The organism is Janthinobacterium sp. JF4 (assembly GCF_059617925.1).
In genome coordinates this window covers 1-23,776 of record NZ_JCAQAV010000011.1, presented here as the reverse complement: position 1 = coordinate 23,776, position 23,776 = coordinate 1, and the positions used below count along the sequence as shown (strand labels likewise).

The following is a 23,776-nucleotide window of genomic DNA, read 5'->3' as shown; positions in this document are numbered from 1 at the left end:
GTGCTGGCTCACGCCGCTGCGGCGGTAGAATGCCGCTTTCAGTCAGGAGTCACCGAGAGCACCATGGACAATGCAGAACAGATGGAAACACGTTTCGTCGATATCGAAATCAAGCTGGCGCAGCAGGAAGACCTGGTCGAGTCGCTGAACCAGATGGTGTACCAGCAGGGCAAGCGCATCGACCAGCTCGAAGCGATGCTGCACAAGCTGGGCGAACACGTGCGCGATGGGGCGCAGCAGGCAAATGGCGGGCTGGTCAACGAACGTCCGCCGCATTACTAAATCGGCGTCGTGAAGCGGGACGCATGAAAACCATTCATTACCCGCCGACCTGCTAAGGTCAGTAGTTGCTGGTGACGCAAGTGTTTCAGGCTGTTATTATTTCAGGCTGGCCCGCGACACAATCGCGGCTCTCTTGCGTTTCTTGAAAGAAGACATGACCCGTCCTACAATGCTCGTCATCGCCGCCAGCCTGATGCTGGCGCCAGCCGCCGCCTTTGCTGCCACCGCCGCCACTGCGCCTGCCACTGCCGCTACCGCGGCGGCAGCCTTGCCCGCCTCGAACCCGTTCGCGCAAGCGAGCAGCCTGCCGTTCCACTATCCACCGTTCGACAAGGTGCAGGACGCCGACTACGCGCCCGCCTTTACGGCCGGCATGGCCGCCAACCTGGCGGAAATCAACGCGATTGCAAATAACAAGAAGCCAGCCACGTTCGACAACACCATCGTCGCCATGGAACGCTCGGGCCAGCTGCTGAGCCGCGTGCGCACCGTGTTTTCCGTGATGTCCGGCTCCAACACGAATGAGACGATCCAGGGCCTGGAACGCGAGCTGGCGCCGAAAATGGCGGCCCACAGCGACGCGGTCATGCTCAACGACAAGTTGTTCAAGCGCATCGACAGCCTGTACGCCAAGCGCGACAAGCTGGGCCTCGATGCCGAATCGAAACGCCTGCTCGAACGCTATCACACGGACTTCGTGCGCGCCGGCGCCAAGCTGTCGGCGGCGGACAAACAAAAGCTGCGTGCCTACAACGGCCAGCTGGCGGCCCTGTCGACCAAGTTCGCACAGAACGTGCTGAAGGAGTTGAACGCTTCGGCGGTCGTCGTCGATACGCGCGAAGAACTGGACGGCCTGTCGCCGGCCGCCATCGAAGTGGCCGCCGGCCTGGCCAAGAAGCGCGGCCTGGATGGCAAATACGTGATCGCCCTCGTCAACACGACGGGCCAGGCGCCGCTGTCGCTGCTGACCAACCGCGCCGTGCGCGAACGCATCATGGCCGCATCGCAAGCGCGCGGCAGCCGTGGCGGCGAGTTCGACAACACAGCCGAAGTGCTGGAACTGGCAAAACTGCGCGCCGAACGTGCCGCGCTGATGGGCTACCCGAACTATGCGGCATATTCGCTGGAAGACCAGACGGCGCACGACACCACCGCCGTGAACGCCCTGCTGGGCGAGCTGGCGAAGCCGGCCGTCGTCAATGCGCGGCGTGAAGCGGACGATATCCAGAAGGTCATCGATGCAGGCAAAGGCGGCTTCAAGGTCGGCGCCGCCGACTGGGCTTTCTATAGCGACAAGGTACGCGCCGAACGCTACAACTTTGACGAGAATCAACTCAAACCGTACTTTGAAATGCACAGCGTATTGACCAAAGGCGTGTTCTTTGCCGCTGGCAAGTTGTACGGCCTCACCTTCAAGCAGCGCACCGACTTGCCCGTCTACACGTCCGACATGCTGGTGTACGACGTCTTCAATGAAGACGGCACGCAGCTGGCCATCTTTACGCTCGACCCTTACGCGCGCAGCAACAAGCGCGGCGGCGCCTGGGCAAATGCCTACGTGGGCCAGTCGACCTTGCTGAACCGCAAGCCGGTGATTGCGAATAACCTCAATATTCCAAAGCCGGAAGCGGGCCAGCCGACCCTGATGACGTTTGACGAAGTCAACACCATGTTCCACGAATTCGGCCATGCGCTGCACGGCATGTTTTCGAACGTGAAATACCCGCGTTTCGCCGGCACCAGCGTGCCGCGCGACTTCGTGGAATACCCGTCGCAAGTCAATGAAATGTGGGCGCTGTGGCCGGAAGTGCTGCAAAACTATGCCAAGCACTACCAGACGGGCGCGGCCATCCCGGCCGAGCTGCTGGCCAAAGTGACGGCGGCCGACAATTTCAACCAGGGCTACAAGACCACGGAGTATCTGGCGTCGGCCCTGCTGGACCAGCGCTGGCACCAGCTGACCCCGGCACAGATCCCCACCGACGTGCTGGCGTTTGAGAAAGCTGCCTTGACGGAAGCCGGCGTCGATTTCGCCCCGGCGCCGCCACGCTACCGCACCACCTACTTCTCGCACGCGTTCGCGGGCGGCTATTCGGCCGGCTATTACGCGTATCTGTGGTCGGAAAAGCTCGACGCCGACACGGTCGAGTGGTTCAAGGAAAACGGCGGCCTGACGCGCAAGAATGGCGACTGGTTCCGCAGTAAATTGCTGTCGCGCGGCGGCAGCGCCGATGCGCTCGACATCTACCGCAACTTCCGCGGCCGCGATGCGAAGATCGAGCCGCTGCTGGAACGCCGTGGCTTGAACGGCAAGTAATCCCCCGTCACCGGCTTGGCCGGTGCTGAACATCAATGGCCGCCCCGCAACGGGCGGCCATTTTTATTTGGCGATTCTGCTCGTAAACCGTGGTAAACCGCGCAGTTGGCGTGATGCACCACAGGATCGCCCATGTTGGATGACGCCTGTGTGACAGACTGCTATGATCTGCCACTGGCCCGCGACGCGATCGCGGTTCTTCCCGCGCTTCCTGAAAGATGTCATGATCCGTCCACAACTGCTCGTCATCGCCGCCAGCGTCATGCTGGCCCACGCCGCTCCGTCCGCCATGGCTGCCACCACCGCACGATCCGCGCCTGCCGCCGCCGTCAGCGCCCAGAATCCCCTGCTCAAGGCCAGTCCGCTGCCATTCCAGATGCCGCAGTTCGGCCTGATCAAGGACGCGCACTATGCGCCGGCGTTTGCCGAAGGCATGAAACGCCAGCTGGCCGAAGTCAACGCCATTGCCAATAACCGCCAGGCGCCCACGTTCGAGAACACCATCGTGGCCCTCGAGCGCACGGGGCAGCTGCTGCACCGCGTGCAGAGCATCTTCAGCAACATGACGTCGACCAATACGAATGCCGTGCTGGAAGCGGTGGAGGTGGACGTGTCGCCGAAACTGGCCGCGCATGGCGACGCGATCACCTTGAATCCTAAGCTGTTCACCCGCATCGACACCCTGTACGCCAAGCGCGACAAGCTGGGCCTCGATGCCGAATCCTTGCGCCTCTTGGCCCGCTATCACACGGATTTTGTGCGCGCCGGCGCCAAGCTGTCGGATGCGGACAAGGAAAAATTGAAAGCCTACAACGCCGAGCAGGCGGGCCTGGAAACGGCCTTCGCGCAAAACGTGCTGAAGGAAACGAATGCCAGGAGTATCGTCGTCGACAACCGTGCCGAGCTGGCCGGCATGACGGACAGCGATATCGATACGGCCGCCGCCGCTGCCAAGGAACGCGGCTTGACGGGCAAGTTCCTCATCGCCCTGGTCAACACCAGCGGCCAGCCGCCATTGGCGGTATTGACGGATCGCAAGACACGCCAGCGCCTGATGGATGCGTCGCTGAACCGGGGCAGCCAGGGCGGCGAGTTCGACAACCGCGCCATCGTGCTGAAGCTGGCCAAGCTGCGCGCTGAACGGGCCACCCTGCTCGGATACGCCAACTACGCTGCGTATTCGCTGGAAGACCAGACGGCCAAGACCACGACGGCCGTCAATACCCTGCTGTCGGAACTGGCGAAGCCGGCCGTCGCCAACGCGCGCCGCGAAGCGGCCGACCTGCAGCAAGTGGTCGATGGGGAAAAAGGCGGCTTCCAGGTGGCAGCGGCCGACTGGGCCATCTACACGGACAAGCTGCGCAAGCAGCGTTTCAACTTTGATGAAAACGAGCTGAAGCCGTACCTGGAACTCAACAGCGTGCTGAACAATGGCGTCTTCTTTGCCGCCAATAAACTCTACGGCATCAGCTTCAAACAGCGTACTGACCTACCGGTGTATAACCCGGACGTGCGCGTCTACGATGTGACGGACGCCAACGGCAAGCCGCTGGCCCTGTTCATCGCCGACTTCTATGCGCGCGGCAACAAGCATGGCGGCGCGTGGATGAATGAATACGTGTCGCAGTCAATGCTGATGGGCACGCATCCTGTCGTCGCCAACCAATTGAATATTCCGAAGCCGCCGGCCGGCCAGCCGACTTTGCTGACGTTCGATGAAGTGACGACCATGTTCCACGAATTCGGCCATGCGCTGCACGGCATGTTTTCGAACGTGAAATACCCGCGCTTTGCCGGCACCAGCGTGCCGAGCGACTTCGTCGAGTATCCATCGCAAGTCAATGAAATGTGGGCCGTGTGGCCGGAAGTGCTGCAAAACTACGCCAAGCACTACCAGAGCGGCGCGGCCATGCCGCAGGAATTGCTCGACAAGGTCACGGCGGCGAAGAAATTCAACCAGGGCTTCATGACCACCGAATACCTGTCGGCGGCCCTGCTGGACCAGCGCTGGCACCAGCTGGCGCCGAGCCAGATCCCGACCGACGTGCTGGCCTTTGAAGCGGCATCGCTGAAGGAGGCGGGCGTCGACTACGCACCCGTGCCGCCGCGCTACCGCACCAGCTACTTCTCGCACAGCTTCTCGGGCGGTTACTCGGCGGCATACTATGCCTACCTGTGGTCGGAAAAGCTGGATGCGGAATCGGTCAACTGGTTCAAGGAAAACGGCGGCCTGACGCGCAAGAATGGCGACTGGTTCCGCAGCAAATTGCTGTCGCGCGGCGGCAGCGTCGATGCGCTGCAACTGTTCCGCGACTTCCGCGGTCGCGATGCCACCGTGGAACCATTGCTGGAACGCCGCGGCTTGAACGCCAAGTAAAAGCCGTCCTCATCAGAAGCTTGCGTTGCGTTGACATGGCGCACGCAAGCTTTCCGTGCTGGCGGCGTAGAATTGAGTAAGATGTAAACAAGAAGGCAGTTGAAAGAGTATATGAGTCAGCAAGATTTGAATGGCATTACCCTGGAAGGTATCGTGACGCGCCTGCACGCCCACTACGGCTGGGACGGCCTGGCCAAGCACATCGATATCAATTGCTTCATCAGCGATCCCAGCATCAAGTCGAGCCTGAAGTTTTTGCGCAAGACCCCGTGGGCCAGGAGCAAGGTGGAACAGCTGTACCTGGACACGCAATTTACTGACTGACAGGAAAAAACATGGATAGCAAACTCAAGGAATCGTTGCAACAACTGCAATCGACCATCGCATCTGGCGATCCTGTGGATGAAGAAACGCATGGTTTGCTGCAAAAGCTCAATGGCGATATTCAGCAGCTGCTGGAAAAGCGCGCCGCGCAGGAACAGGAAGAAGAGTCGACGACCTATGGTCTGGCCGAGCGCAGCCAGGAATTGTCGGCCAGGTTTGCCGTCAAGCACCCGAAACTGGAGCCTGCCTTACGCGAATTGGGTGAAATTTTAGCGAATATGGGGATTTGATCGGAGTCGATCGCTGTGCGCTGATCGGGGTCCGACCCTTCGGGTCGTACCCCAGCAGTCAAGGTGTTGGGTTAAATGCCAACGTCTCCCCCCAAGACCTTAAATTCTGGAGGCAGACCCAAAGGGTCTGACCCCAAGTAATTGAAAAATAAACGTTTTTTATACGAAAATCCAACAGTAAAAAACAGGCCGTCAGGTTGGAAATGGCCAATTCCGGTACAATCCGTACCCTATGAGCTCCCCTACCAATTTATTTGCGACCGTTCCCAAGCGGTCTGCCCGCGCTGCCGTGGCGCCTTTCCTGCCGATGTCGCGTGCCGAGATGGACGCGCTGGGCTGGGACCAGTGCGACGTCATCCTCGTCACGGGCGACGCCTACATCGACCATCCGAGTTTCGGCATGGCCCTGGTGGGCCGCCTGCTCGAAGCGCAGGGTTATCGCGTCGGCATCATCAGCCAGCCGGACTGGCTGTCGGCCGACGCCTTCCGCATCCTCGGCAAGCCGCGTTTGTACTATGGCATTACCGCCGGCAACATGGATTCCATGGTCAACCAGTACACGGCCGACCGCAAGATCCGCTCCGACGACGCCTACACGGCCAACGCGGAACCAAACAAGCGCCCGGACCGCGCCGTCACCGTGTACGCCCAGCGCGCGCGCGAAGCGTATTCCGACGTGCCCATCGTCATCGGCAGCATCGAGGCGTCGCTGCGCCGCATCGCCCATTACGATTACTGGTCGGACAAGGTCCGCCGTTCCGTCTTGCCCGATTCCAAGGCTGATTTGTTGATCTTCGGCAATGCCGAACGGGCGCTGGTCGACCTGACGCACCGCCTGGCGGCCGGCGAATCGATCAAGGATATCCGCGACTTGCGCGGCACGGCCTTCATGGTGCCGGCCGGCTGGCTGCCTGGCGACGACTGGGGCGTGCACAATTCCACCCGCGTCGACGTGCCCGGCAAGATCGACCCGCACTACAGCCCGTACGAGATGGTGCAGGAAGACAAGACCGCCTGCGCCACGGAAAATGCGTCGAAATCGGCCGAAGTCATCAAGCCGATCCGCATCATGAGCCGCGAAGAACGCCTGGCCATGGCCAAGGAAAAGCATGACAAGACGGTGGTGCGCCTGCCTGCGTATGACGTCGTCAAGGATGACCCCGTCATGTATGCGCACGCGTCGCGCGTATTCCACCTGGAATCGAATCCCGGCAATGCGCGCGCCATGGTGCAGGCGCACGGCGAACGCGACGTGTGGCTCAATCCGCCGCCGCTGCCGCTGGCCATGGACGAGATGGATGGCGTGTACGACATGAATTACGCGCGCGCGCCGCACCCGAGCTATGGCAAGGCGCATATCCCCGCCTGGGAAATGATCCGCTTTTCCGTCAACATCATGCGCGGCTGCTTCGGCGGCTGCACCTTCTGTTCGATCACGGAACACGAAGGGCGCATCATCCAGAGCCGTTCGGAGCCGTCTATCCTGCGTGAAATCGAGCATATCCGCGATAAAACCAAAGGCTTTACGGGTACCATTTCCGATATGGGCGGCCCGACGGCGAATATGTACCGCCTCGCTTGCAAGGAAAAAGAGATCGAAGTCTCGTGCCGCCGCCTGTCCTGCGTGTATCCGTCCATCTGCGTGAACCTGGGCACGGATCACAGCAAGCTCATTTCCCTGTACCGCAAGGCACGTGCCATTCCCGGCATCAAGAAAGTGCTGATCAGCTCAGGCTTGCGCTACGACCTGGCCGTGCGTTCGCCCGAGTACGTCAAGGAACTGGTGACGCACCACGTCGGCGGCCTCTTGAAAATCGCGCCCGAGCATACGGAAGAGGGCACCTTGTCGAAGATGATGAAGCCCGGCATCGGCGCGTATGACGAGTTCAAGGAAATGTTCGACCGTTTCTCGCTGGAAGCGGGCAAGAAGCAGTATTTGATTCCCTACTTCATCGCCGCCCATCCGGGCACGACGGACCTGGACATGCTGAACCTGGCCCTGTGGCTGAAGAAAAACAATTTCAAGCTGGACCAGGTGCAAACCTTCATGCCCACGCCGATGGCCATGGCGACGACCATGTACCACACGCGCAAGAATCCCTTGCGCAAGGTCACGGCGGATTCGGAAGTGGTGGAAACGGCGCGCAGCGGCAAGATCCGCCGCACGCATAAAGCTTTCCTGCGCTACCAGGACCCGGCCAACTGGCCGATCCTGCGCGAAGCGCTGGTCAACATGGGCCGTGGCGACTTGATCGGCAATGGCGACAAGCATTTGATACCGGCCTGGACATCGTCGGAGTCGGGCGGCTTGGCCGCAGGCGAACGCAGCCGCCAGACGCATGGCGCCGGCACGCCGGACAAGTTCAAGGTCACGCCGGGCAAGAACCGCATCGCCCTGGGCGGCACGGCCGCCGCGCCCAAAGCCTCGGCCGCCGAGTCGAAGGTGCGTCCCTCGATCTTGTCAACCATCAAGACGAAGGCCAAGCCGGCCGCCGCGCCGATGGGCCGTGGCGCCAAACCGCCAGCCAAGGGCGGCACACCGGCCCGCAGCGGGCGCCGCTAAGTCTTGCTGCTGCATCCAGAACCCGGCCTGTGCGCCGGGTTTTTTTATTGTCCGCGTGTCGCCGCATTTATCTTGACATCAAGATAGTTTGTGCCCACACTGGGATTGTCTTAACGTCGAGATAGTTCATGGCCGCCTCCTCCTCCGTCCGCCCCGCCTGGGGCGATATTCTGCTCACGGCGCTGGCGCCCCTGATCTGGGGCTCCACGTATATCGTCACGTCCGAACTGCTGCCGCCCGACCGTCCTTTCACGGCGGCGCTGATCCGCGTGCTGCCGGCCGGCCTGCTCTTGCTGCTGGTCATGCGGCGCCTGCCCGCGCGGCGCGACTGGGGCCGCGTGCTAATACTCTCCGCGCTGAATATCGGCGTGTTCCAGGCCCTGCTGTTCGTGGCCGCCTACCGCTTGCCGGGCGGCCTGGCGGCCGTGGTAGGCGCCATCCAGCCGCTCTTGGTGATGGGCCTGGCCTGGGGCGTGGAAGGGCGCCGTCCGGCCCGTCTGGCGCTGCTGGCCAGCGTGCTGGGCGTGGCCGGCATGGGCGTCTTGTTGTTGTCACCGCGCACGGTGTGGGAACCCGTCGGCATCGCCGCTGCGCTGGGCGGCACGGCGTGCATGGCGGCCGGCACGTATCTGACGCGGCGCTGGAAGCCGGACTTGCCCGTGCTGGCGCTGACGGGCTGGCAATTGCTGCTCGGCGGCCTGATGCTGGCGCCCGTCGCCTGGCTGGCCGACGCACCGCTGCCGGCCTTGTCGCTGCAGCAAGTATTCGCCTACGCCTACCTGTGCCTGGCCGGCGCCCTGCTGGCGTATGCGCTGTGGTTCCGCGGCATCGCCAGGCTGTCGCCCGTGGCCGTATCCTCGCTGGGACTGCTCAGTCCCCTGATGGCCGTCGTGCTGGGCTGGGCCTTGCTGGGACAGGCCATGACGGGCTGGTCGATGCTGGGCTTGCTGCTGGTGCTGGCCAGCGTACTGGCCGTGCAGTGGGCCAGTGCCCGCCCCGCAACAAATCCCTGACTTTTGCGCATTTCTCCCCGGCAGGCTGATCGCATCGGCCTGCCTGTTCTCCTCTGGGCGTTCTCTTTTTGCTGCACCGCACATACAGTTTTGCTTGCACTGATGTGTGGCATTGAGGCACTATTCGCTTCGCGCAAACGTTTGCGCGCAACGAATTTCCTAAAAAGCATGCAGTACACGTGCTTGACCAACAACTCTGGAGACGCCCATGACATCCCGTATTCGCCTGAAAATGATTGCCGCCGCTGTCCTCGTGTGTGCCTTGCCCGCCGTGCCGGCGATGGCGCAGACGCCAGCCAAACCAAAGGTGGCACTGGTGATGAAGTCGCTCGCCAATGAATTCTTCCTGACCATGGAAAATGGCGCCAAGGCGCATCAGAAGGCGAATGCTGCCAAGTACGACCTGCTGTCGAACGGCATCAAGGATGAAACGGACACGTCGAGCCAGATCAAGCTGGTCGAGCAAATGATCGTCTCGCGCGTCAACGCGCTGGTGATCGCGCCGGCCGATTCGAAAGCGCTGGTGCCGGTGCTGAAAAAAGCCATCGACGCGGGCATCATCGTCGTCAATATCGACAACAAGCTCGATGAAGGCGCCCTGAAAGAGAAGGGCATTACTGTACCGTTCGTCGGTCCGGACAACCGCAAGGGCGCCAAGGTGGTCGGTGACTTCCTGGCCAAGCAGATCAAGAAGGGCGACCCCGTCGGCATCATCGAAGGCGTCTCCACCACCTACAATGCGCAGCAGCGCACTCTGGGCTTCCAGGACGCCATGAACGCGGCCGGCGCCAAGGTCGTCAGCGTGCAGTCGGGCCAGTGGGAAATCGCCCCTGCCAACACGGTGGCGGCCGCCATGCTGAACGCCAATCCGAATATCAAGGCTTTGCTGTGTGGTAACGACAACATGGCCATCGGCGCCATTTCCGCCATCAAGGCGGCCGGCAAGACGGGTAAAGTCGTCGTCGTTGGCTACGACAACATCAACGCCATCAAGCCGATGCTGGCCGATGGCCGCGTACTGGCCACCGCCGACCAGTTCGGTTCGCAGCAAGCCGTGTTCGGCATCGAGACCGTGCTGAAAGCCCTGGCGCAGAAGAAGAAACAGGCCGAGCTTGGTGGCGTCATCGAAACCAAGGTCGAACTGGTCGCCAAGGGCGCCAAGTCCTGATCGTTTGATCCCGCCGGGGCCGGCGCCTGCTTGCTCACCGAGCAGGCGGTGCCGGCCCCGCCGCCACTACCGCGGAGTTTTATCATGCCCACCGACATTCCACCGGCGCCAGCCGCCATCCCTTTGTTAACGCTCGACAACATCGGCAAGTCCTATGTCGGCCCCGTCCTCGGTGGCGTGGGCCTGCGCTTTGCCCCTGGCCAGGTGCTGGCGCTGACGGGAGAGAACGGCGCGGGCAAGAGTACCCTGTCGAAGATCATCTGCGGCCTGGAGCAAGCCACCACGGGCACGATGCTGCTCGACGGCAAGCCCTACCAGCCCGCGTCGCGTGGCGCCGCCGAGGCGCTGGGCATCCGCATGGTGATGCAGGAACTCAATCTGATTCCCACCCTGTCGATCGCGGAAAACCTGTACCTGAAGAATTTGCCGCAGCGCTTCGGCTTCATCGACCGTAGCCGTCTCGAGCGCGACGCGCGTGTACAGATGGAGAAAGTGGGCTTGGGCGGCCTCGACCCGTGGACACTCGTGGGCGAACTCGGCATCGGCCACCAGCAAATGATCGAGATCGCGCGCAACCTGATCGGCGCCTGCCGTTTGCTGGTGCTAGATGAGCCGACAGCCATGCTGACGCACCGCGAAGTGGAATTGCTGTTCCTGCAGATCGAACGCCTGAAAGCGGAAGGCGTGTGCATCATCTATATTTCGCACCGCCTGGAAGAACTCAAGCGCGTGGCCGACCGCATCGCCGTGCTGCGCGACGGCCAGCTCGTGTGCGACGACGACATCGCGGGCCACTCCGCCGCCGACCTGGTCAGCCTGATGGTGGGCCGTTCGGCAGACGATGCCGTCGACCTGAGCGGGCGCACCATCGGCGCGCCGTTGCTGCGCGTGCGTGGCCTGGCGCGCGGCAAGGTGGTCAACCCGACCTCGTTCGACTTGCGCGCCGGCGAAATCCTCGGCATCGCCGGCCTGATCGGCTCGGGCCGCACGGAATTGCTGCGCCTGATCTTCGGCGCCGACCGCGCCGACGCCGGTGACGTGTTCCTCGGCGACAGCGAGGTACCCGCCGCCTTGCACTCGCCGCAGGCAGCCGTGAAAGCCGGCATCGCCATGATCACGGAAGACCGCAAGGGACAGGGCTTGTTGCTGCGCCAGTCCATCGCCGTCAACACGACCCTGGCCTCGCTCGACACCGTCAGTGGCGCCGGTTGGCTCAACGATGCGGCCGAAGCGTCGGTGGCCGACGATTACATCGAGCGCCTGGGCATCCGCTCGCGCAACAGCGCGCAAACGGTGGCCGAGCTGTCCGGCGGCAACCAGCAAAAGGTGGTGATCGCCCGCTGGCTGTACCGCGACTGCCCCGTGATGCTGTTCGACGAGCCCACGCGCGGCATCGATATCGGCGCCAAGTTTGATATTTATCAGGTGCTGGCCGAACAGGCGCGCCAGGGCAAGGGCCTCGTGATTGTGTCCAGCGACTTGCGCGAACTGATGCTGATCTGCGACCGCATCGCCGTCATGAGCGCCGGCAGCATCGTCGACACCTTCGAGCGCGGCGCCTGGAGCCAGGACGCGCTGCTGTCGGCCGCCTTCTCCGGCTATTTGACCCCCACTTCCACCCCAGCTGCGGCCTGATCCGCCGAAAGATTCCCATGACCACCCATTCCTCTCCCTCGTATCTGCAGCGCAGCCTGGCCGACCTGAAAAACTATGCGGGCCTGATCGGCGCCCTGGTCGCCATGTGCGTGCTGTTCTCGTTTGCCAGCGAAAACTTCTTTACCCTGGCGACCTTGAGTACCCTGTCGAACAACATCCCGACCCTGGTCGTGATGGCCGTCGGCATGACGTTTGTCCTGATCATCGGCGGCATTGACCTGTCCGTCGGCTCCGTGATGGCCCTGGCCGCTTCCGTGCTGTCCTTGGCCGTCGTGCACTGGGGCTGGCCCGTGTGGAGCGCGGCCCTGCTGGGCATGTTCGTCGCCGCCCTGTGCGGCGCCACCACGGGCTTGATTTCAGTCGGCTGGCGCATACCCTCGTTCATCGTCTCGCTGGGCGTGCTGGAAATGGCGCGCGGCATGGCGTATCAGGTAACCAATTCGCGCACGGAATACATCGGCAGCGCCGTCGATGGCATCAGCTCGCCGATCGCGTTCGGCCTGTCGCCCGCCTTCATCGCCTCGATCGCCATCGTCGTCATCGGCCACCTGGTGCTCACGCGCACGGTGCTGGGCCGCCACTGGATCGGCATCGGCACGAATGAAGAAGCCGTGCGGCTGTCCGGTATTGACACGAAGCCGTCGAAAGTGCTGGTGTTTGCCTTGATGGGTTTCCTCGCCGGCGTGGGCGCGCTGTTCCAGGTCTCGCGCCTGGAAGCGGCCGACCCGAACGGCGGCGTGGGCATGGAGCTGCAAGTGATCGCCGCCGTGGTGATCGGCGGCACGAGCCTGATGGGTGGACGCGGTTCCGTCATCAGCACCTTCATTGGCGTGTTGATCATTTCCGTGCTGGAAGCGGGCCTGGCGCAGGTGGGCGTGTCCGAACCCGTGAAACGCATCGTCACGGGCCTGGTGATCGTTGCCGCCGTCGTGCTCGACACCTACCGCCGCCGCGGCGAGCGCGCCTAATCGCAACAGAAGGCACCGCCCATGGCAACCATCAAGCAAGTGGCGCAGGCGGCGGGGGTGTCGTTTACCACCGTCTCGCACGTCCTCAACAATACCCGCCCCGTCAGCGACGAGGCGCGCCGCGCCGTGCTGGCGGCGGCGGAGCAATTGCATTACGTGCCCAGCGCGCTGGCGCGTTCCCTGCGCAGCCGCAGCACGGGTACCATCGGCCTGATCATTCCCAACAATACGAACCCGTATTTTTCGGAAGTGGCGCGCGGCATCGAGGACAGCTGCTACGCGGCCGGCTACAGCGTCATTTTGTGCAATTCCGATGACGACCCCGTCAAGCAGCGCGACTACCTGAACGTGCTGCTGACCAAGCGCTGCGACGGCCTGATTTTGTCCGCGCTGGCCGACAGCGACGGCGAATTGCTGCGCAAGATGAAGGTGCCGGCCGTGCTGCTCGACCGCGCGCCCAGCGACCTGTCCATCGACGCCGTGGCCGTCGACAACCGCGCCGGCGGCGTGCTGGCCGCGCGCCACCTGCTGGGCCTGGGACGCCGGCGCCTCGCCTGCATCGCCGGTCCGCGCGAAGTGAGCATTTCCAACGAGCGCATCGATGGCGCGCGCGGCGCCATGGCGGACGCGGGCGTGACCCTGGCCGATGGCCTGTGCCGCCATAGCGATTTCACGAGTGCGGGCGGCTATGCGGCCGCGCTGGACTTGCTGGCGCTGCCGCCAGGCCAGCGCCCCAACGCCCTGTTCTGCTGCAATGACTTGATGGCCTTTGGCGCCCTGCGCGCCGCCGCCGAGCGCGGGATTGCCGTGCCGGGCGAGCTGGCTGTCGTCGGCTTTGACGATATCGACCTGGCCAGCTTCGTGCATCCGGCCTTGACCAGTGTGGCGCAAAATACGCGCGAGCTGGGGCACATCACGGCCGCCTGCCTGCTGGCGCGCATCGCCGACCCCGCCTTGCCGCGCCAGCAGCGCAGCATCGCACCAGAGCTGCACGTGCGCGGCTCCAGCGTGGCCGCCGCGCCAGCCCCTTTTTCTTTACCTGCAACTGAACCGATGGGAATGACATCATGATCGTGGTTATCGGCAGCATCAATATGGACCTGGTCTTGCGCGTGCCGCGCATGCCCCTCCCCGGCGAAACCCTGACGGGAGGCGCTTTCCGTACGATTCCTGGCGGCAAGGGCGCCAACCAGGCCGTGGCCTGCGCGCGCCTGAGCGGCAAAGTGGCGGGAGCCCAGCAAGTGGCCATGGTCGGCTGCGTGGGCGACGACGCGTTCGGCGCGACGTTGCGCTCCGCGCTGGTGGGCGACGGCATCATCGACAGCCACATCACCACCTTGCCCGGTGTCGCGTCCGGCATCGCCTCCATCCTGGTGGACGACCATGGCCAGAACAGCATCGTGATTGCCGGCGGCGCCAACGATTTACTCAGCCCCGCGCATATCGACGCGGCAAAAGAGCTGATCGAACAGGCCGATATTGTCGTGCTGCAGCTGGAAACGCCGATGGCCACCGTCGTGCACGCGATCAAGCTGGCCCGCTCCCTGGGCAAGACCGTGGTGCTGAACCCGGCGCCGGCCGCCAGCTTGCCGGACGGCGTGCTGGAACTGGTCGACTACCTGATCCCGAATGAAATCGAAGCGGCCATGCTGGCCGGCGTCAGCCAGGATGGCGCGGATGCCAAGGCGCTGGCCGCCGCGCTGCAAAAGCTGGGCAGCGACAACGTCATCATCACCTTGGGTTCCAAGGGCGTGCACGCGGCCCTGTACGGCGGCGATTACGACTTCCCTGCCGAAGTGGTGCAAGCCGTCGACACGACGGCCGCCGGCGATACCTTCATCGGCGGTTTTGTGGCGGGCCTGGCGTCCGGGATGGACGAGGCCGAAGCGATCCAGCAAGGCCAGCGCGCGGCCGCCTGGAGCGTCACCAAGCCTGGCGCGCAAACCTCGATCCCCCATTTGCACGAGCTGTTCTGAGACCATGAAAAAGAATCCGCTGCTCAATATTGCCCTGTCGCAAATGATCGCTTCGCTCGGCCATGGCGACATGCTCGTCATCGGCGACGCGGGCCTGCCGTCGCAGCCGGGCGTGCCCCTGATCGACCTGGCCCTGACGCGCGGCATCCCTGGCTTCATCGATACCGTCAACACGGTATTGAGCGAAATGCAAGTGGAATACCATTTGCTCGCCAGCGAGTTGCCGCAGCACAACCCGGCCATGGCGGCGCAGGTGGCGGCCCTGGCCTTGCCCGATGCGCGCCAGGTGACGCACGACGAGTTCAAGCAATTGAGCAAGGGCGCGCGCGCCATCGTGCGTACGGGCGAGTGCAGTCCGTACGCCAACGTCATTTTGGTGGCTGGCGTCGTGTTCTAGCGCAAACAAACGCGAAATTGTTTGCCAAAAACATCAACGCTATTGCCCTCACTGAAATAATTATCCATCGGCAAAAGGGGCGGCTACAATAGCCGTACCCTGCCAGCTCGGCAGCTTCCTGTGGTATTCCGCCATGCCGATGAAAGCCCCCGACGCTTTCCGCTTTGCCTCGCCGCTCGCCGGCAGGCTGGCGCATGGCTGGTGCTGCTTTTTCTTCCTGCTGCTGTGCCTGGCCACGCCTGCCCGGGCGCTGGAAACCGTCTCCCTGCACCTCAATTTCACGCATCAGTTCCAGTTTGCCGGCTATTACGCGGCCATCGAGCAAGGCTATTACCGCGAGGCGGGACTGGAGGTCCAGCTGGTCGAAGGAAGCGGCGTGCCGCGTGCCGAGGAGGCGGTGCTGACGGGCCAGGCCGAATATGGCGTGGGCAACAGCACCTTGTTGCTCAGCCGCCTGGCGGGCAAGCCCCTGGTGGTGCTGGCCGTGGTGTTCCAGCATTCGCCCAGCGTGCTGCTGATGCGCCAGCATGGCGGCGCGCCGGACGTGCGCAAGCTGGTGGGGGCGCCCGTGATGATAGGCGCGGCCGACGATGTGGCCCTTGCCTCCGATGAAGTATCGCTGTTCTTGCGAAAGATGGGCGTCGCGCCGCAGCAGATGCGCCACTTGCCGCCCAGCTACCGGATCGAGGATTTGATCGATGGCAAGGTCGATGCGATTGCCGCGTATTCCACCAACGAACCGGACTATCTGGACCGGGCGGGCTTTTCCTATTACCAGTTTACGCCGCGCACGGCTGGCATCGATTTCTATGGCGACAACCTGTTTACCAGCGAGTATGAGCTGCGTCGCCATCCCGAGCGCGTGAAGGCGTTCCGCGCGGCCAGCCTGCGCGGCTGGCAATACGCGATGGCGCACCGCGAGGAAATGGCGCGTCTGATCCATGCCAAATACAGCCAGCGCCATGACCACGCGCATCTGCTGTACGAGGCGCAGCAGATGGAATTGCTGCTGCAGCCCGTGCTGGTGGAGCTCGGCTACATGAATCCCCAGCGCTGGCAGCATATCGCCGACACGTATGTGGCGATGGGCGTGCTGCCGCGCAATGCCACGGACAGCCGCGCCTACCAGGGTTTCCTGTACCGCCCCGTGCCGGGCGCCGACCTGGGCTGGCTGTACCTGTCGCTGGGCGTGGCGGGCAGCTTGCTGGCCGTGTCGGCCGCCTTTCACTTCAACAACCTGGCACGCGAGCGCCGCCGCACGGAGGAAACCATCCGCCAGGGGGAATTGCGCTTTCGCACCATGTTCGAGGAAGCGCCCATGGGTATTGCCCTGATCGATACCGTGAGCGGGAAATTTCTCGACATCAATCCGCGCTACCTGGCCATCAGCGGGCGCAGCCTGGAACACATGAAGCAAACGAGCTGGATGGAGATCAGCCATCCCGACGATGTGGCCGGTGAGCAGGAGCAGGTGGCGCAGCTGCTGGCGCGGCGCATGCCGGGCTTTCGCCACGCCAAGCGCATCGTGCGTCCCGATGGCGGCGTGGTGTGGGTCGATGCCTCGGTGACAGCCATCGCCACGGCGCGCCATGGCGGCCCGCATCACCTGTGCATGCTGGAAGACGTGACGGACAAGCGTCAAACGGAAGCGCTGATCTGGCAGCAAGCCAATTTCGATACGCTGACGCAATTGCCGAACCGGCGCATGTTCCACGAACGCTTGCGCCAGGCGCTGGCCCAGGGCCGGCGTGATACGAGCCGCGTGGCCATCCTGTTCATCGACCTCGACCATTTCAAGGAAGTCAACGACACCCTGGGCCACCACCAGGGCGATATTTTGCTGATCGAAGCGGCGCGGCGCATCCGCGTGGGCGTGCGCGAGACGGACACGGTGGCGCGCCTGGGTGGCGATGAATTCACGGTGATCCTGTCCGACCTCGACGATCTGCAGCAAGTCGACCGCATCGCGCGGCAGATACTCGACGGCTTGCTGGCGCCGTTCTTGCTGGGTCAGGAACAGGCCTTCGTCTCGGCCTCGATCGGCATCACCCTGTATCCGGACGACGCGGGCAATATCGAGGACTTGCTCAAGCATGCGGACCAGGCCATGTATGTCTCGAAAGGCGCGGGGCGCAACCGCTACAGTTATTTCACGCCCGCGATGCAGGTGGCGGCCGTCAACCGCATGCGCATGGGGGCGGACTTGCGCACGGCCCTGCGCGAACAGCAGATGCAGCTGTATTTCCAGCCCATCGTCGAGCTGCATAGTGGAAAACTTGCCAAGGCGGAAGCCTTGCTGCGCTGGCACCATCCGCAACGGGGTGTGGTATGCCCGCCGGATTTCCTGGCGCTGGCCGAAAGCAGCGGCCTGATCGTGGAGATCGGCGACTGGGTGCTGCGCACGGCGGCCGCGCAACTGCTGCGCTGGCGCGCGCAGGGCCAGGCCATCGGCTTGCCGGGGCTGCAGCTATGCCTGAACCAGTCGCCGCTGGAGCTGCAGCGCGAAGTGGAGGCGCCCGGCACCTGGCTGCGCCAGCTGATGGCGCTCGGTGTGCCGGCCTCGGCCATCGTGCTCGACCTGCGCGAAGATGTACTTTTACCAGGCGGTACCAGCATGGCGCCGCGCCTGCAGCACTTGCGCGAAGCGGGCTTGCAGATCGCCCTCGACGATTTCGGCAGCGGCCAGGCCTCGCTGACGCAATTGCAGCAATGTGGCATCGATTACCTGAAGCTCGACGGCGTGCTGGTGCGCAAGCTGGCGGAGGGTGCCAGCGAACTGGTGCTGTGCGAAGCCATCGTCACCATGGCCCACAAGCTGGGTTTGCAGGTTATCGCCGAAGGCGTGGAGACCGAAGAGCAGCGCGCGCGGCTGCTGGAGATCGGCTGCGATTTTGCGCAAGGCGAGCTGTTTGCGCCGCCGCTGGCCATCGAAGCGTTCGATGCGCTGCTGCACGCCCAGCGGCCCTTGCATCCTTGAAACAGGCGTCGCCTGCCACCAGATCTGACGCAAGCCTGCGGGACAGGGCTTGCGGCTTGAACGGGCTTATACTCGACAGGCTGGCGCCTGCGCCCGGCTTTGCTGTCACCGGTACTTACACCGGGTGCGCAGGCAATTCTTCTTCCATTCACTCAACGCGAGGTGACCTCATGGGCATTTTCAGCAATATCTACAACAAGATCTTCCACCATTCGTCCGACGCCGCACCGGCTGCCACGCCGGCCGCCGCCACGACCGCACCTGCCGCAGCACCGGCAGCCGCACCTGCAGCTGCACCAGCGGCTGCCGTGCCGGTGGTGGACGTGGAAGTGGTGCTGGTCGATCTGGCCAGCAAGAACGCGGAAAAACTCAATTGGCGCACGTCCATCGTCGACCTGATGAAACTGCTTCAACTCGACAGCAGCCTGGCTTCGCGCAAGGAACTGGCGCAAGAGCTGCACTTCACGGGCGACACCAATGATTCGGCCAGCATGAATATCTGGCTGCACCGCCAGGTGATGATCAAGCTGGCGGAAAACGGCGGCAAGGTCCCTGAAGAACTCAAGAATTAAACACCTGGCGGCGGCAGGGGTATCCACTGCTGCCGCTATCCAATCCTATGGGAACTGCCTATCATGGAGTTCCCATAGTGTCGCGATAGCTAAAATAAATTGAAACTATTGCGATAATCAATTTTGCTTATGGGTTAAAACCCCTTACACTAGAGTCTTACTGATTCACCACACGAGAGGAAATGACTATGTCGCTCATCAATACCCAAGTTAAACCATTCAAGGCAACCGCATTCCACAATGGCAAATTCGTCGACCTGACGGAAGCGTCGCTGAAAGGCAAGTGGTCGGTATTCGTGTTCTACCCAGCCGACTTCACCTTCGTTTGCCCAACCGAACTGGAAGATCTGGCCGATCACCACGCTGAATTCCAGAAGCTGGGCGTCGATGTCTATGGCATCTCGACCGATTCGCACTTCGCGCATAAAGCCTGGCACGACACCTCGGACGCGATCAAGAAAGTGCAATACGCACTGATCGGCGACCCAACCGGTACCCTGTCGCGCAATTTCGAAGTCATGATCGAAGAAGAAGGCATGGCACTGCGCGGTACCTTCGTCATCAATCCAGATGGCTTCATCAAAGTGCTGGAAGTGCATGACAACGGCATCGGCCGTGACGCATCGGAACTGTTGCGCAAAGTTAAGGCAGCCCAATACGTTGCCGCTCACCCAGGCGAAGTTTGCCCAGCCAAATGGACGGAAGGCGCAGCAACCCTGACCCCATCGCTGGACCTGGTTGGCAAGATCTAAGTCTCGATGCAGCACGTAGCAAACAAGTAGTTACCGCGATGCCGGACCGGGCGTCCGGCCCGGCATTCGCCTAAATATTTGTAAAGGAAGAAAAAATCATGTTAGATGCAACCCTCAAAACCCAACTGAAATCCTACCTGGAAAAAGTGGTGTATCCGCTTGAGCTGGTCGCTTCTCTCGATGACAGCGCAAAAGCCCGCGAGATGAAGGAATTGCTCCAGGAGATAGTCCTGTTGAGCGACAAGATCACGCTGGTCGAGCGCATGGACGCTGGCGTACGGGTCCCGTCGTTCAGCATCAACCGTACCGGCTCCGATATCGGCGTGCGTTTCGCCGGCGTGCCGCTGGGCCACGAATTTACCTCGCTGGTGCTGGCGCTGCTGCAAGTGGGCGGCCACACCATCAAGTTCGACGAGGCCGTGATCGAGCAGATCCGCAATCTCGACGGCGATTACGAGTTTGAAACGTTTATTTCGCTCTCCTGCCATAACTGCCCGGAAGTGGTGCAGGCATTGAATGCCATGGCCGTGATCAATCCGCGCATCAAGGTCACCACCATCGATGGCGGCGTATTCCCGCAAGAAGTGGAAGCACGCCAGATCATGGCCGTGCCGATGATGTTCCTGAATGGCCAGCATTTTGGCCAGGGACGCACGAATGTCGAGGAAATCCTCGCCAAGCTCGACACCAACGCCGGCGCACGCCAGGCGGCAGCGTTGAGCAAGAAAGACGTCTTTGATGTCCTGATCGTCGGCGGCGGTCCTGCCGGCGCGGCAGCGGCCATCTACGCGGCCCGCAAAGGCATCAAGACGGGCGTGCTGGCCGAGCGTTTCGGCGGCCAGACCCTCGACACCATGGCCATCGAGAATTTTATTTCCGTCAAAGAAACGGATGGTCCGAAGTTTGCCATGGCGCTGGAACAGCACGTCAAGACCTATGACGTCGACATCATGAACACCCAGCGCGCCAGCAAGCTGACGCCAGGCAAGCTGATCGAGATTGAAACGGCGAATGGCGCCATCTTGAAAGCCAAGACCGTCATCCTGGCCACCGGTGCCCGCTGGCGCGAAATCAACGTGCCGGGCGAGAAGGAATACCGCAACCACGGTGTCGCCTACTGCCCGCACTGCGATGGCCCGCTGTTCAAGGGCAAGCGCGTGGCCGTGATCGGCGGCGGCAATTCGGGCGTGGAAGCGGCGATCGACCTGGCCGGCCTCGTAAAACATGTGACCCTGATCGAGTTCGGCGCGGAATTGCGTGCCGATGCGGTGCTGCAACGCAAGCTGCACAGCCTTGCCAACGTGACCGTGATCACCTCGGCGCAAACCACCGAGATCCACGGTGACGGCAAGATCGTCAATGGCCTGAGCTATACGGACCGCAACAGCGGCGAATCGAAGAAGGTCGAGCTGGAAGGCGTCTTCGTGCAGATCGGCCTGGTGCCGAACACGGAGTGGCTGAAGGGGACGGTGGCACTGTCGCGCCACGGCGAAATCGAAGTGGACGCCCGCGGCCAGACCTCGATCCCCGGCGTATTTGCGGCCGGCGACGTTACCACGGTGCCGTACAAGCAGATCATCATCGCCACTGGCGAAGGCGCCAAGGCAGCCCTGTCCGCCTTTGACCACCTGATCCGCTCGGATGACGAGGAAGTGGTCGATGAAGCCGCAGCGAAAGAAGCGCTGACGGCATAAGCTGTCCCGCCGTAAAAAAACCGGAACGCCGCAAGGTGGTTCCGGTTTTTTTATGCGTGGAGCAAATCAGCTGCCCGCGTACAGGGGATTGCCGGCTACATACACGGCGATGCCATCGACGGGCATGTCCTTCGGCGCGATGTCGCTCAGGGCGAAGACGGTCTTGTTGCTGAACGTTTGCACATGCCACGTAAAACGCTGGCCGGCGCGCGCGATGGTGACGGTTTCGCCGCGCGTGACGTTGATGTGGCGCGTGTCGGGCTGCAGCTCGATGCTGCGCTGGGCGGCGGCGTGCGGGGCGCTGCTGCCATAGTCGGCGGCCGTGCCCGTGGGGCCGGCCGCAATGACGTTGCCGGCAAGGATGGCGCACAGGATGGCCAGGGCGCTGCGGTGGGTGTTCAACATATTAATCTCCAAGAATAGGCCCGGCGCGGTGAATAAGCGCGCCGTTTTATGGGTAGTGGCTGCACCGGGATCGCCGGATTTTGCAACACGGCATCGTAAGCTGTCCTTGGTCGATCTGCAAAGCTGTATTTTCTGTCTATATTTCTACCGTGGCGGCCAAGGGCAGTTGCGGTTCCAGGTGGCTGGTCAGCACGATGCACTGGCGCGCCAGGCGAACGGGATCGGCAAGGCGCGCGCGCAGGTGCGCCATGGCTGCCGAGTCGAGGCCGTTGAACGGTTCATCGATCAGCAGCAGGCGCACGGGCAAGGCCAGGGCCAGCGCCAGTTGCAGTTTTTTGTGCTGGCCCAGCGAGAGGGCGGTGATGCTTTGCTGCAAGCTGGACGTCAGGGCAAACGCGCTCAGCTCGTCGTTCAGCAGGGACTGGTCGCTGCCCGGGTACAGGGCCAGGTGCAGGTCGAGAAACTCGTGCACTTGCAGCCAGGCCAGGGCGGGTAGGTCGCCGCCGCAATAGAAGGCGAGCGCGCGGTAGGCCAGCGGCATGGCGCCGCTGTCGACGTCATCGAGGCGGATGGCGCCGCGCGCGGGCAGCAGGGCGCCGCCCGCCAGCTTCAGCAGGGTCGTCTTGCCGGCCCCGTTCGCGCCGCGCAGCCAGGTGACGCCGGGGCCGAATTGCAGATTGCAGCCCTGGAAGACGCTGTGCGTGGAGAAGTGAAAATCGAGGTGCTCGATGTGCAGGGTGGGAGAAGACAGGTTCAATTCCATAATTCGCTTCCGATGGCGCTCAAGGCAAGGATGGACAGGACGACGAGGACTACTCTGCCCCGGGCCGTGAGGCGGGGCAGGCCGACGATGGCCAGCAGGGCCGCGCTGGCGGTGACGGCGTAGACCCTGGTCACGCGCTGCTGCAAGGCGGCGGGATCGATGCAATACAGTAAGGCAGCGCCTGCCAGCAGCACGGCAAATGGAGGCAGCAGGCTGGCGGCGCAGGCCAGGCGCGTCAAGGCCGTGCTGGCCAGGGGCCAGGCGTCCAGCGTGGGGCGCAGTACGGCGATCTGCTCGCGCACGGCCTTGTCGCCCCGGTCCGTCACAATGACCAGGCTGGCGCTGGCCAGCAAACCGAGCAGCGGCGCGGGCACCAGGGGCGCGCGCAGCAGCCAGGCCAGCATGCTGGCGCCAGCCGTGGCCAGCAGCATGCTTTGCTGCAGGCCGATCACATTCTCGTTGCGCCAGAACGGCAGCCAGAATAGCTGGCGCCACAGAAACACGCTGCGCCAGCGGGGCCGTTGCGGCATATACGTTGTCATCGTGGGCGGGCGTGCCCTGTGTGCGGGCCGCGGCGCGCGCAGGCGCTGCGCCACGATGCGCGTCGTCAGCAGCCAGGCCAGCAGCCAGACGGCGATGGTGGCGGCGATGCCGGGCGCGGCAATCGGGCGTAGCCAGGGCGGCGACTGCACCAGCCAGATGGTGGCCGAGACGGCATAGGCGAGGCCCAGCGGCAGCATCAGCAGGCCGGCCACGGCCACGTCCGCTTGCCAGCGCAGGCGCGGCGGCAAGGGCAGCTGGCGCAGCCAGGCGGCGATGGGGGCCGGCAGCAGCCGCTTACGCAGCAACCAGGCCGGCAGGCAAGTGAGCAAGGCTTGCGCGCCCAGCAGGCCCAGCGCGGCAGGCCAGGGCAGGCTCATGGCGAGAAAGCCGGGCAGGGCGATGACGCTGAGCAGGCCCAGCACGACGGGACCGGCCAGGAACACAAGAATTTCCATGGAACTGGCCAGGCTGGCGGCAAATTGCAGCAACGCATGATGGGCCAGACGCAAGCGCAGGGCGAGGTAGGGAGGCGTGCTACGGGGCAAGCGCATCAGGGCAGGGGCGGAGTCAGGGTAGCGCTGATTCTAACAGCAGGGGTCAGACCCCCGGATAAGTTAGCTTTGAGCTTGACGTTGGCGGTGTTGAGTGTCGGACCCCAGAATGGGAAAAGCCCTTCGGTTCAGAGAACCAAAGGGCTTTTCTTTTATTGGCGGAGCGGACGGGACTCGAACCCGCGACC

Annotated in this window: 20 protein-coding genes; 17 read left to right on the top strand and 3 right to left on the bottom strand. The window is 63.1% G+C overall.

From position 1 onward, the window contains the following. Positions 1–63 precede the first annotated feature (63 nt). The 17 genes from AC54AF_RS11430 (at position 64) to ahpF (ending at position 21,326) form a co-directional block, all read left to right on the top strand. Positions 64–282, top strand: a complete 219-nt coding sequence (locus tag AC54AF_RS11430) for a SlyX family protein (protein ID WP_070290273.1) — start codon at positions 64–66, stop codon at positions 280–282. Positions 283–436: 154 nt separating this feature from the next. Beyond that, a complete protein-coding gene (locus AC54AF_RS11425) occupies positions 437–2,599 on the top strand; it encodes a M3 family metallopeptidase (protein WP_496636644.1) in 2,163 nt (720 codons plus the stop codon). Between the two features lie 223 nt (positions 2,600–2,822). Beyond that, positions 2,823–4,976 carry a M3 family metallopeptidase gene (locus AC54AF_RS11420; protein ID WP_496636643.1) on the top strand — a complete coding sequence of 718 codons (2,154 nt, stop codon included), beginning with the start codon at positions 2,823–2,825 and terminating at the stop codon, positions 4,974–4,976. Between the two features lie 111 nt (positions 4,977–5,087). Beyond that, positions 5,088–5,300, top strand: a complete 213-nt coding sequence (locus AC54AF_RS11415; protein WP_071326083.1) for a VF530 family protein — start codon at positions 5,088–5,090, stop codon at positions 5,298–5,300. A gap of 11 nt (positions 5,301–5,311) precedes the next feature. Beyond that, positions 5,312–5,590 carry a DUF4404 family protein gene (locus tag AC54AF_RS11410; protein ID WP_131387509.1) on the top strand — a complete coding sequence of 93 codons (279 nt, stop codon included), beginning with the start codon at positions 5,312–5,314 and terminating at the stop codon, positions 5,588–5,590. 232 nt (positions 5,591–5,822) lie between these two features. Continuing rightward, positions 5,823–8,153, top strand: a complete 2,331-nt coding sequence (locus AC54AF_RS11405) for a YgiQ family radical SAM protein (protein WP_496636642.1) — start codon at positions 5,823–5,825, stop codon at positions 8,151–8,153. A 128-nt stretch (positions 8,154–8,281) separates the two neighbouring features. Continuing rightward, a complete protein-coding gene (locus AC54AF_RS11400) occupies positions 8,282–9,166 on the top strand; it encodes an EamA family transporter (protein ID WP_496636641.1) in 885 nt (294 codons plus the stop codon). 208 nt (positions 9,167–9,374) lie between these two features. Beyond that, the gene (locus AC54AF_RS11395; protein WP_496636640.1) at positions 9,375–10,334 is read left to right on the top strand and encodes a sugar ABC transporter substrate-binding protein; all 960 of its coding nucleotides are present in this window, start codon (positions 9,375–9,377) and stop codon (positions 10,332–10,334) included. Positions 10,335–10,418: 84 nt separating this feature from the next. After that, positions 10,419–11,969 (top strand): sugar ABC transporter ATP-binding protein, encoded by a 1,551-nt coding sequence (locus AC54AF_RS11390; RefSeq protein WP_496636639.1) that lies wholly within the window; start codon positions 10,419–10,421, stop codon positions 11,967–11,969. Positions 11,970–11,986: 17 nt separating this feature from the next. Beyond that, positions 11,987–12,958: an ABC transporter permease gene (locus AC54AF_RS11385; protein ID WP_496636638.1), complete on the top strand. Its 972-nt coding sequence runs from the start codon at positions 11,987–11,989 to the stop codon at positions 12,956–12,958. A gap of 21 nt (positions 12,959–12,979) precedes the next feature. Continuing rightward, positions 12,980–14,029 carry a LacI family DNA-binding transcriptional regulator gene (locus AC54AF_RS11380; protein WP_496636637.1) on the top strand — a complete coding sequence of 350 codons (1,050 nt, stop codon included), beginning with the start codon at positions 12,980–12,982 and terminating at the stop codon, positions 14,027–14,029. After that, on the top strand, positions 14,026–14,934 hold the full coding sequence (gene rbsK / locus AC54AF_RS11375) for a ribokinase (protein WP_496636636.1): 909 nt from the start codon (positions 14,026–14,028) through the stop codon (positions 14,932–14,934). The genes AC54AF_RS11380 and rbsK overlap by 4 nt, the downstream gene beginning before the upstream one ends. 4 nt (positions 14,935–14,938) lie before the next feature. Continuing rightward, positions 14,939–15,331, top strand: a complete 393-nt coding sequence (rbsD, locus tag AC54AF_RS11370) for a D-ribose pyranase (RefSeq protein WP_496636635.1) — start codon at positions 14,939–14,941, stop codon at positions 15,329–15,331. 133 nt (positions 15,332–15,464) lie between these two features. Next, the gene (locus AC54AF_RS11365) at positions 15,465–18,308 is read left to right on the top strand and encodes an EAL domain-containing protein (RefSeq protein WP_496636634.1); all 2,844 of its coding nucleotides are present in this window, start codon (positions 15,465–15,467) and stop codon (positions 18,306–18,308) included. A gap of 170 nt (positions 18,309–18,478) precedes the next feature. Beyond that, the gene (locus AC54AF_RS11360) at positions 18,479–18,880 is read left to right on the top strand and encodes a DUF3597 family protein (RefSeq protein WP_131688142.1); all 402 of its coding nucleotides are present in this window, start codon (positions 18,479–18,481) and stop codon (positions 18,878–18,880) included. Between the two features lie 188 nt (positions 18,881–19,068). After that, complete coding sequence (gene ahpC, locus AC54AF_RS11355) at positions 19,069–19,632, top strand: alkyl hydroperoxide reductase subunit C (RefSeq protein ID WP_034780873.1); 564 nt, start codon at positions 19,069–19,071, stop codon at positions 19,630–19,632. Positions 19,633–19,730: 98 nt separating this feature from the next. After that, positions 19,731–21,326: an alkyl hydroperoxide reductase subunit F gene (gene ahpF, locus AC54AF_RS11350; protein WP_496636633.1), complete on the top strand. Its 1,596-nt coding sequence runs from the start codon at positions 19,731–19,733 to the stop codon at positions 21,324–21,326. Positions 21,327–21,392: 66 nt separating this feature from the next. Here the strand turns inward: ahpF and AC54AF_RS11345 are convergent, their stop codons facing one another. From AC54AF_RS11345 to AC54AF_RS11335, 3 genes are all read right to left on the bottom strand, one after another. Next, positions 21,393–21,731: a CzcE family metal-binding protein gene (locus tag AC54AF_RS11345; RefSeq protein ID WP_496636632.1), complete on the bottom strand. Its 339-nt coding sequence runs from the start codon at positions 21,729–21,731 to the stop codon at positions 21,393–21,395. 136 nt (positions 21,732–21,867) lie between these two features. Next, positions 21,868–22,494 (bottom strand): ABC transporter ATP-binding protein, encoded by a 627-nt coding sequence (locus tag AC54AF_RS11340; RefSeq protein ID WP_496636631.1) that lies wholly within the window; start codon positions 22,492–22,494, stop codon positions 21,868–21,870. Then, positions 22,485–23,582 (bottom strand): hypothetical protein, encoded by a 1,098-nt coding sequence (locus tag AC54AF_RS11335; RefSeq protein ID WP_496636630.1) that lies wholly within the window; start codon positions 23,580–23,582, stop codon positions 22,485–22,487. Before AC54AF_RS11335 ends, AC54AF_RS11340 begins: the two co-directional genes overlap by 10 nt. Between the last annotated feature and the right edge of the window lie 194 nt (positions 23,583–23,776).

Bases quoted from the DNA above. Each gene is read 5' to 3' on its own strand.
- AC54AF_RS11430 (WP_070290273.1), top strand. From the start codon at position 64: ATGGACAATGCAGAACAGATGGAAACACGTTTCGTCGATATCGAAATC.
- AC54AF_RS11425 (WP_496636644.1), top strand. From the start codon at position 437: ATGACCCGTCCTACAATGCTCGTCATCGCCGCCAGCCTGATGCTGGCG.
- AC54AF_RS11420 (WP_496636643.1), top strand. From the start codon at position 2,823: ATGATCCGTCCACAACTGCTCGTCATCGCCGCCAGCGTCATGCTGGCC.
- AC54AF_RS11415 (WP_071326083.1), top strand. From the start codon at position 5,088: ATGAGTCAGCAAGATTTGAATGGCATTACCCTGGAAGGTATCGTGACG.
- AC54AF_RS11410 (WP_131387509.1), top strand. From the start codon at position 5,312: ATGGATAGCAAACTCAAGGAATCGTTGCAACAACTGCAATCGACCATC.
- AC54AF_RS11405 (WP_496636642.1), top strand. From the start codon at position 5,823: ATGAGCTCCCCTACCAATTTATTTGCGACCGTTCCCAAGCGGTCTGCC.
- AC54AF_RS11400 (WP_496636641.1), top strand. From the start codon at position 8,282: ATGGCCGCCTCCTCCTCCGTCCGCCCCGCCTGGGGCGATATTCTGCTC.
- AC54AF_RS11395 (WP_496636640.1), top strand. From the start codon at position 9,375: ATGACATCCCGTATTCGCCTGAAAATGATTGCCGCCGCTGTCCTCGTG.
- AC54AF_RS11390 (WP_496636639.1), top strand. From the start codon at position 10,419: ATGCCCACCGACATTCCACCGGCGCCAGCCGCCATCCCTTTGTTAACG.
- AC54AF_RS11385 (WP_496636638.1), top strand. From the start codon at position 11,987: ATGACCACCCATTCCTCTCCCTCGTATCTGCAGCGCAGCCTGGCCGAC.
- AC54AF_RS11380 (WP_496636637.1), top strand. From the start codon at position 12,980: ATGGCAACCATCAAGCAAGTGGCGCAGGCGGCGGGGGTGTCGTTTACC.
- rbsK (WP_496636636.1), top strand. From the start codon at position 14,026: ATGATCGTGGTTATCGGCAGCATCAATATGGACCTGGTCTTGCGCGTG.
- rbsD (WP_496636635.1), top strand. From the start codon at position 14,939: ATGAAAAAGAATCCGCTGCTCAATATTGCCCTGTCGCAAATGATCGCT.
- AC54AF_RS11365 (WP_496636634.1), top strand. From the start codon at position 15,465: ATGCCGATGAAAGCCCCCGACGCTTTCCGCTTTGCCTCGCCGCTCGCC.
- AC54AF_RS11360 (WP_131688142.1), top strand. From the start codon at position 18,479: ATGGGCATTTTCAGCAATATCTACAACAAGATCTTCCACCATTCGTCC.
- ahpC (WP_034780873.1), top strand. From the start codon at position 19,069: ATGTCGCTCATCAATACCCAAGTTAAACCATTCAAGGCAACCGCATTC.
- ahpF (WP_496636633.1), top strand. From the start codon at position 19,731: ATGTTAGATGCAACCCTCAAAACCCAACTGAAATCCTACCTGGAAAAA.
- AC54AF_RS11345 (WP_496636632.1), bottom strand. From the start codon at position 21,731: ATGTTGAACACCCACCGCAGCGCCCTGGCCATCCTGTGCGCCATCCTT.
- AC54AF_RS11340 (WP_496636631.1), bottom strand. From the start codon at position 22,494: ATGGAATTGAACCTGTCTTCTCCCACCCTGCACATCGAGCACCTCGAT.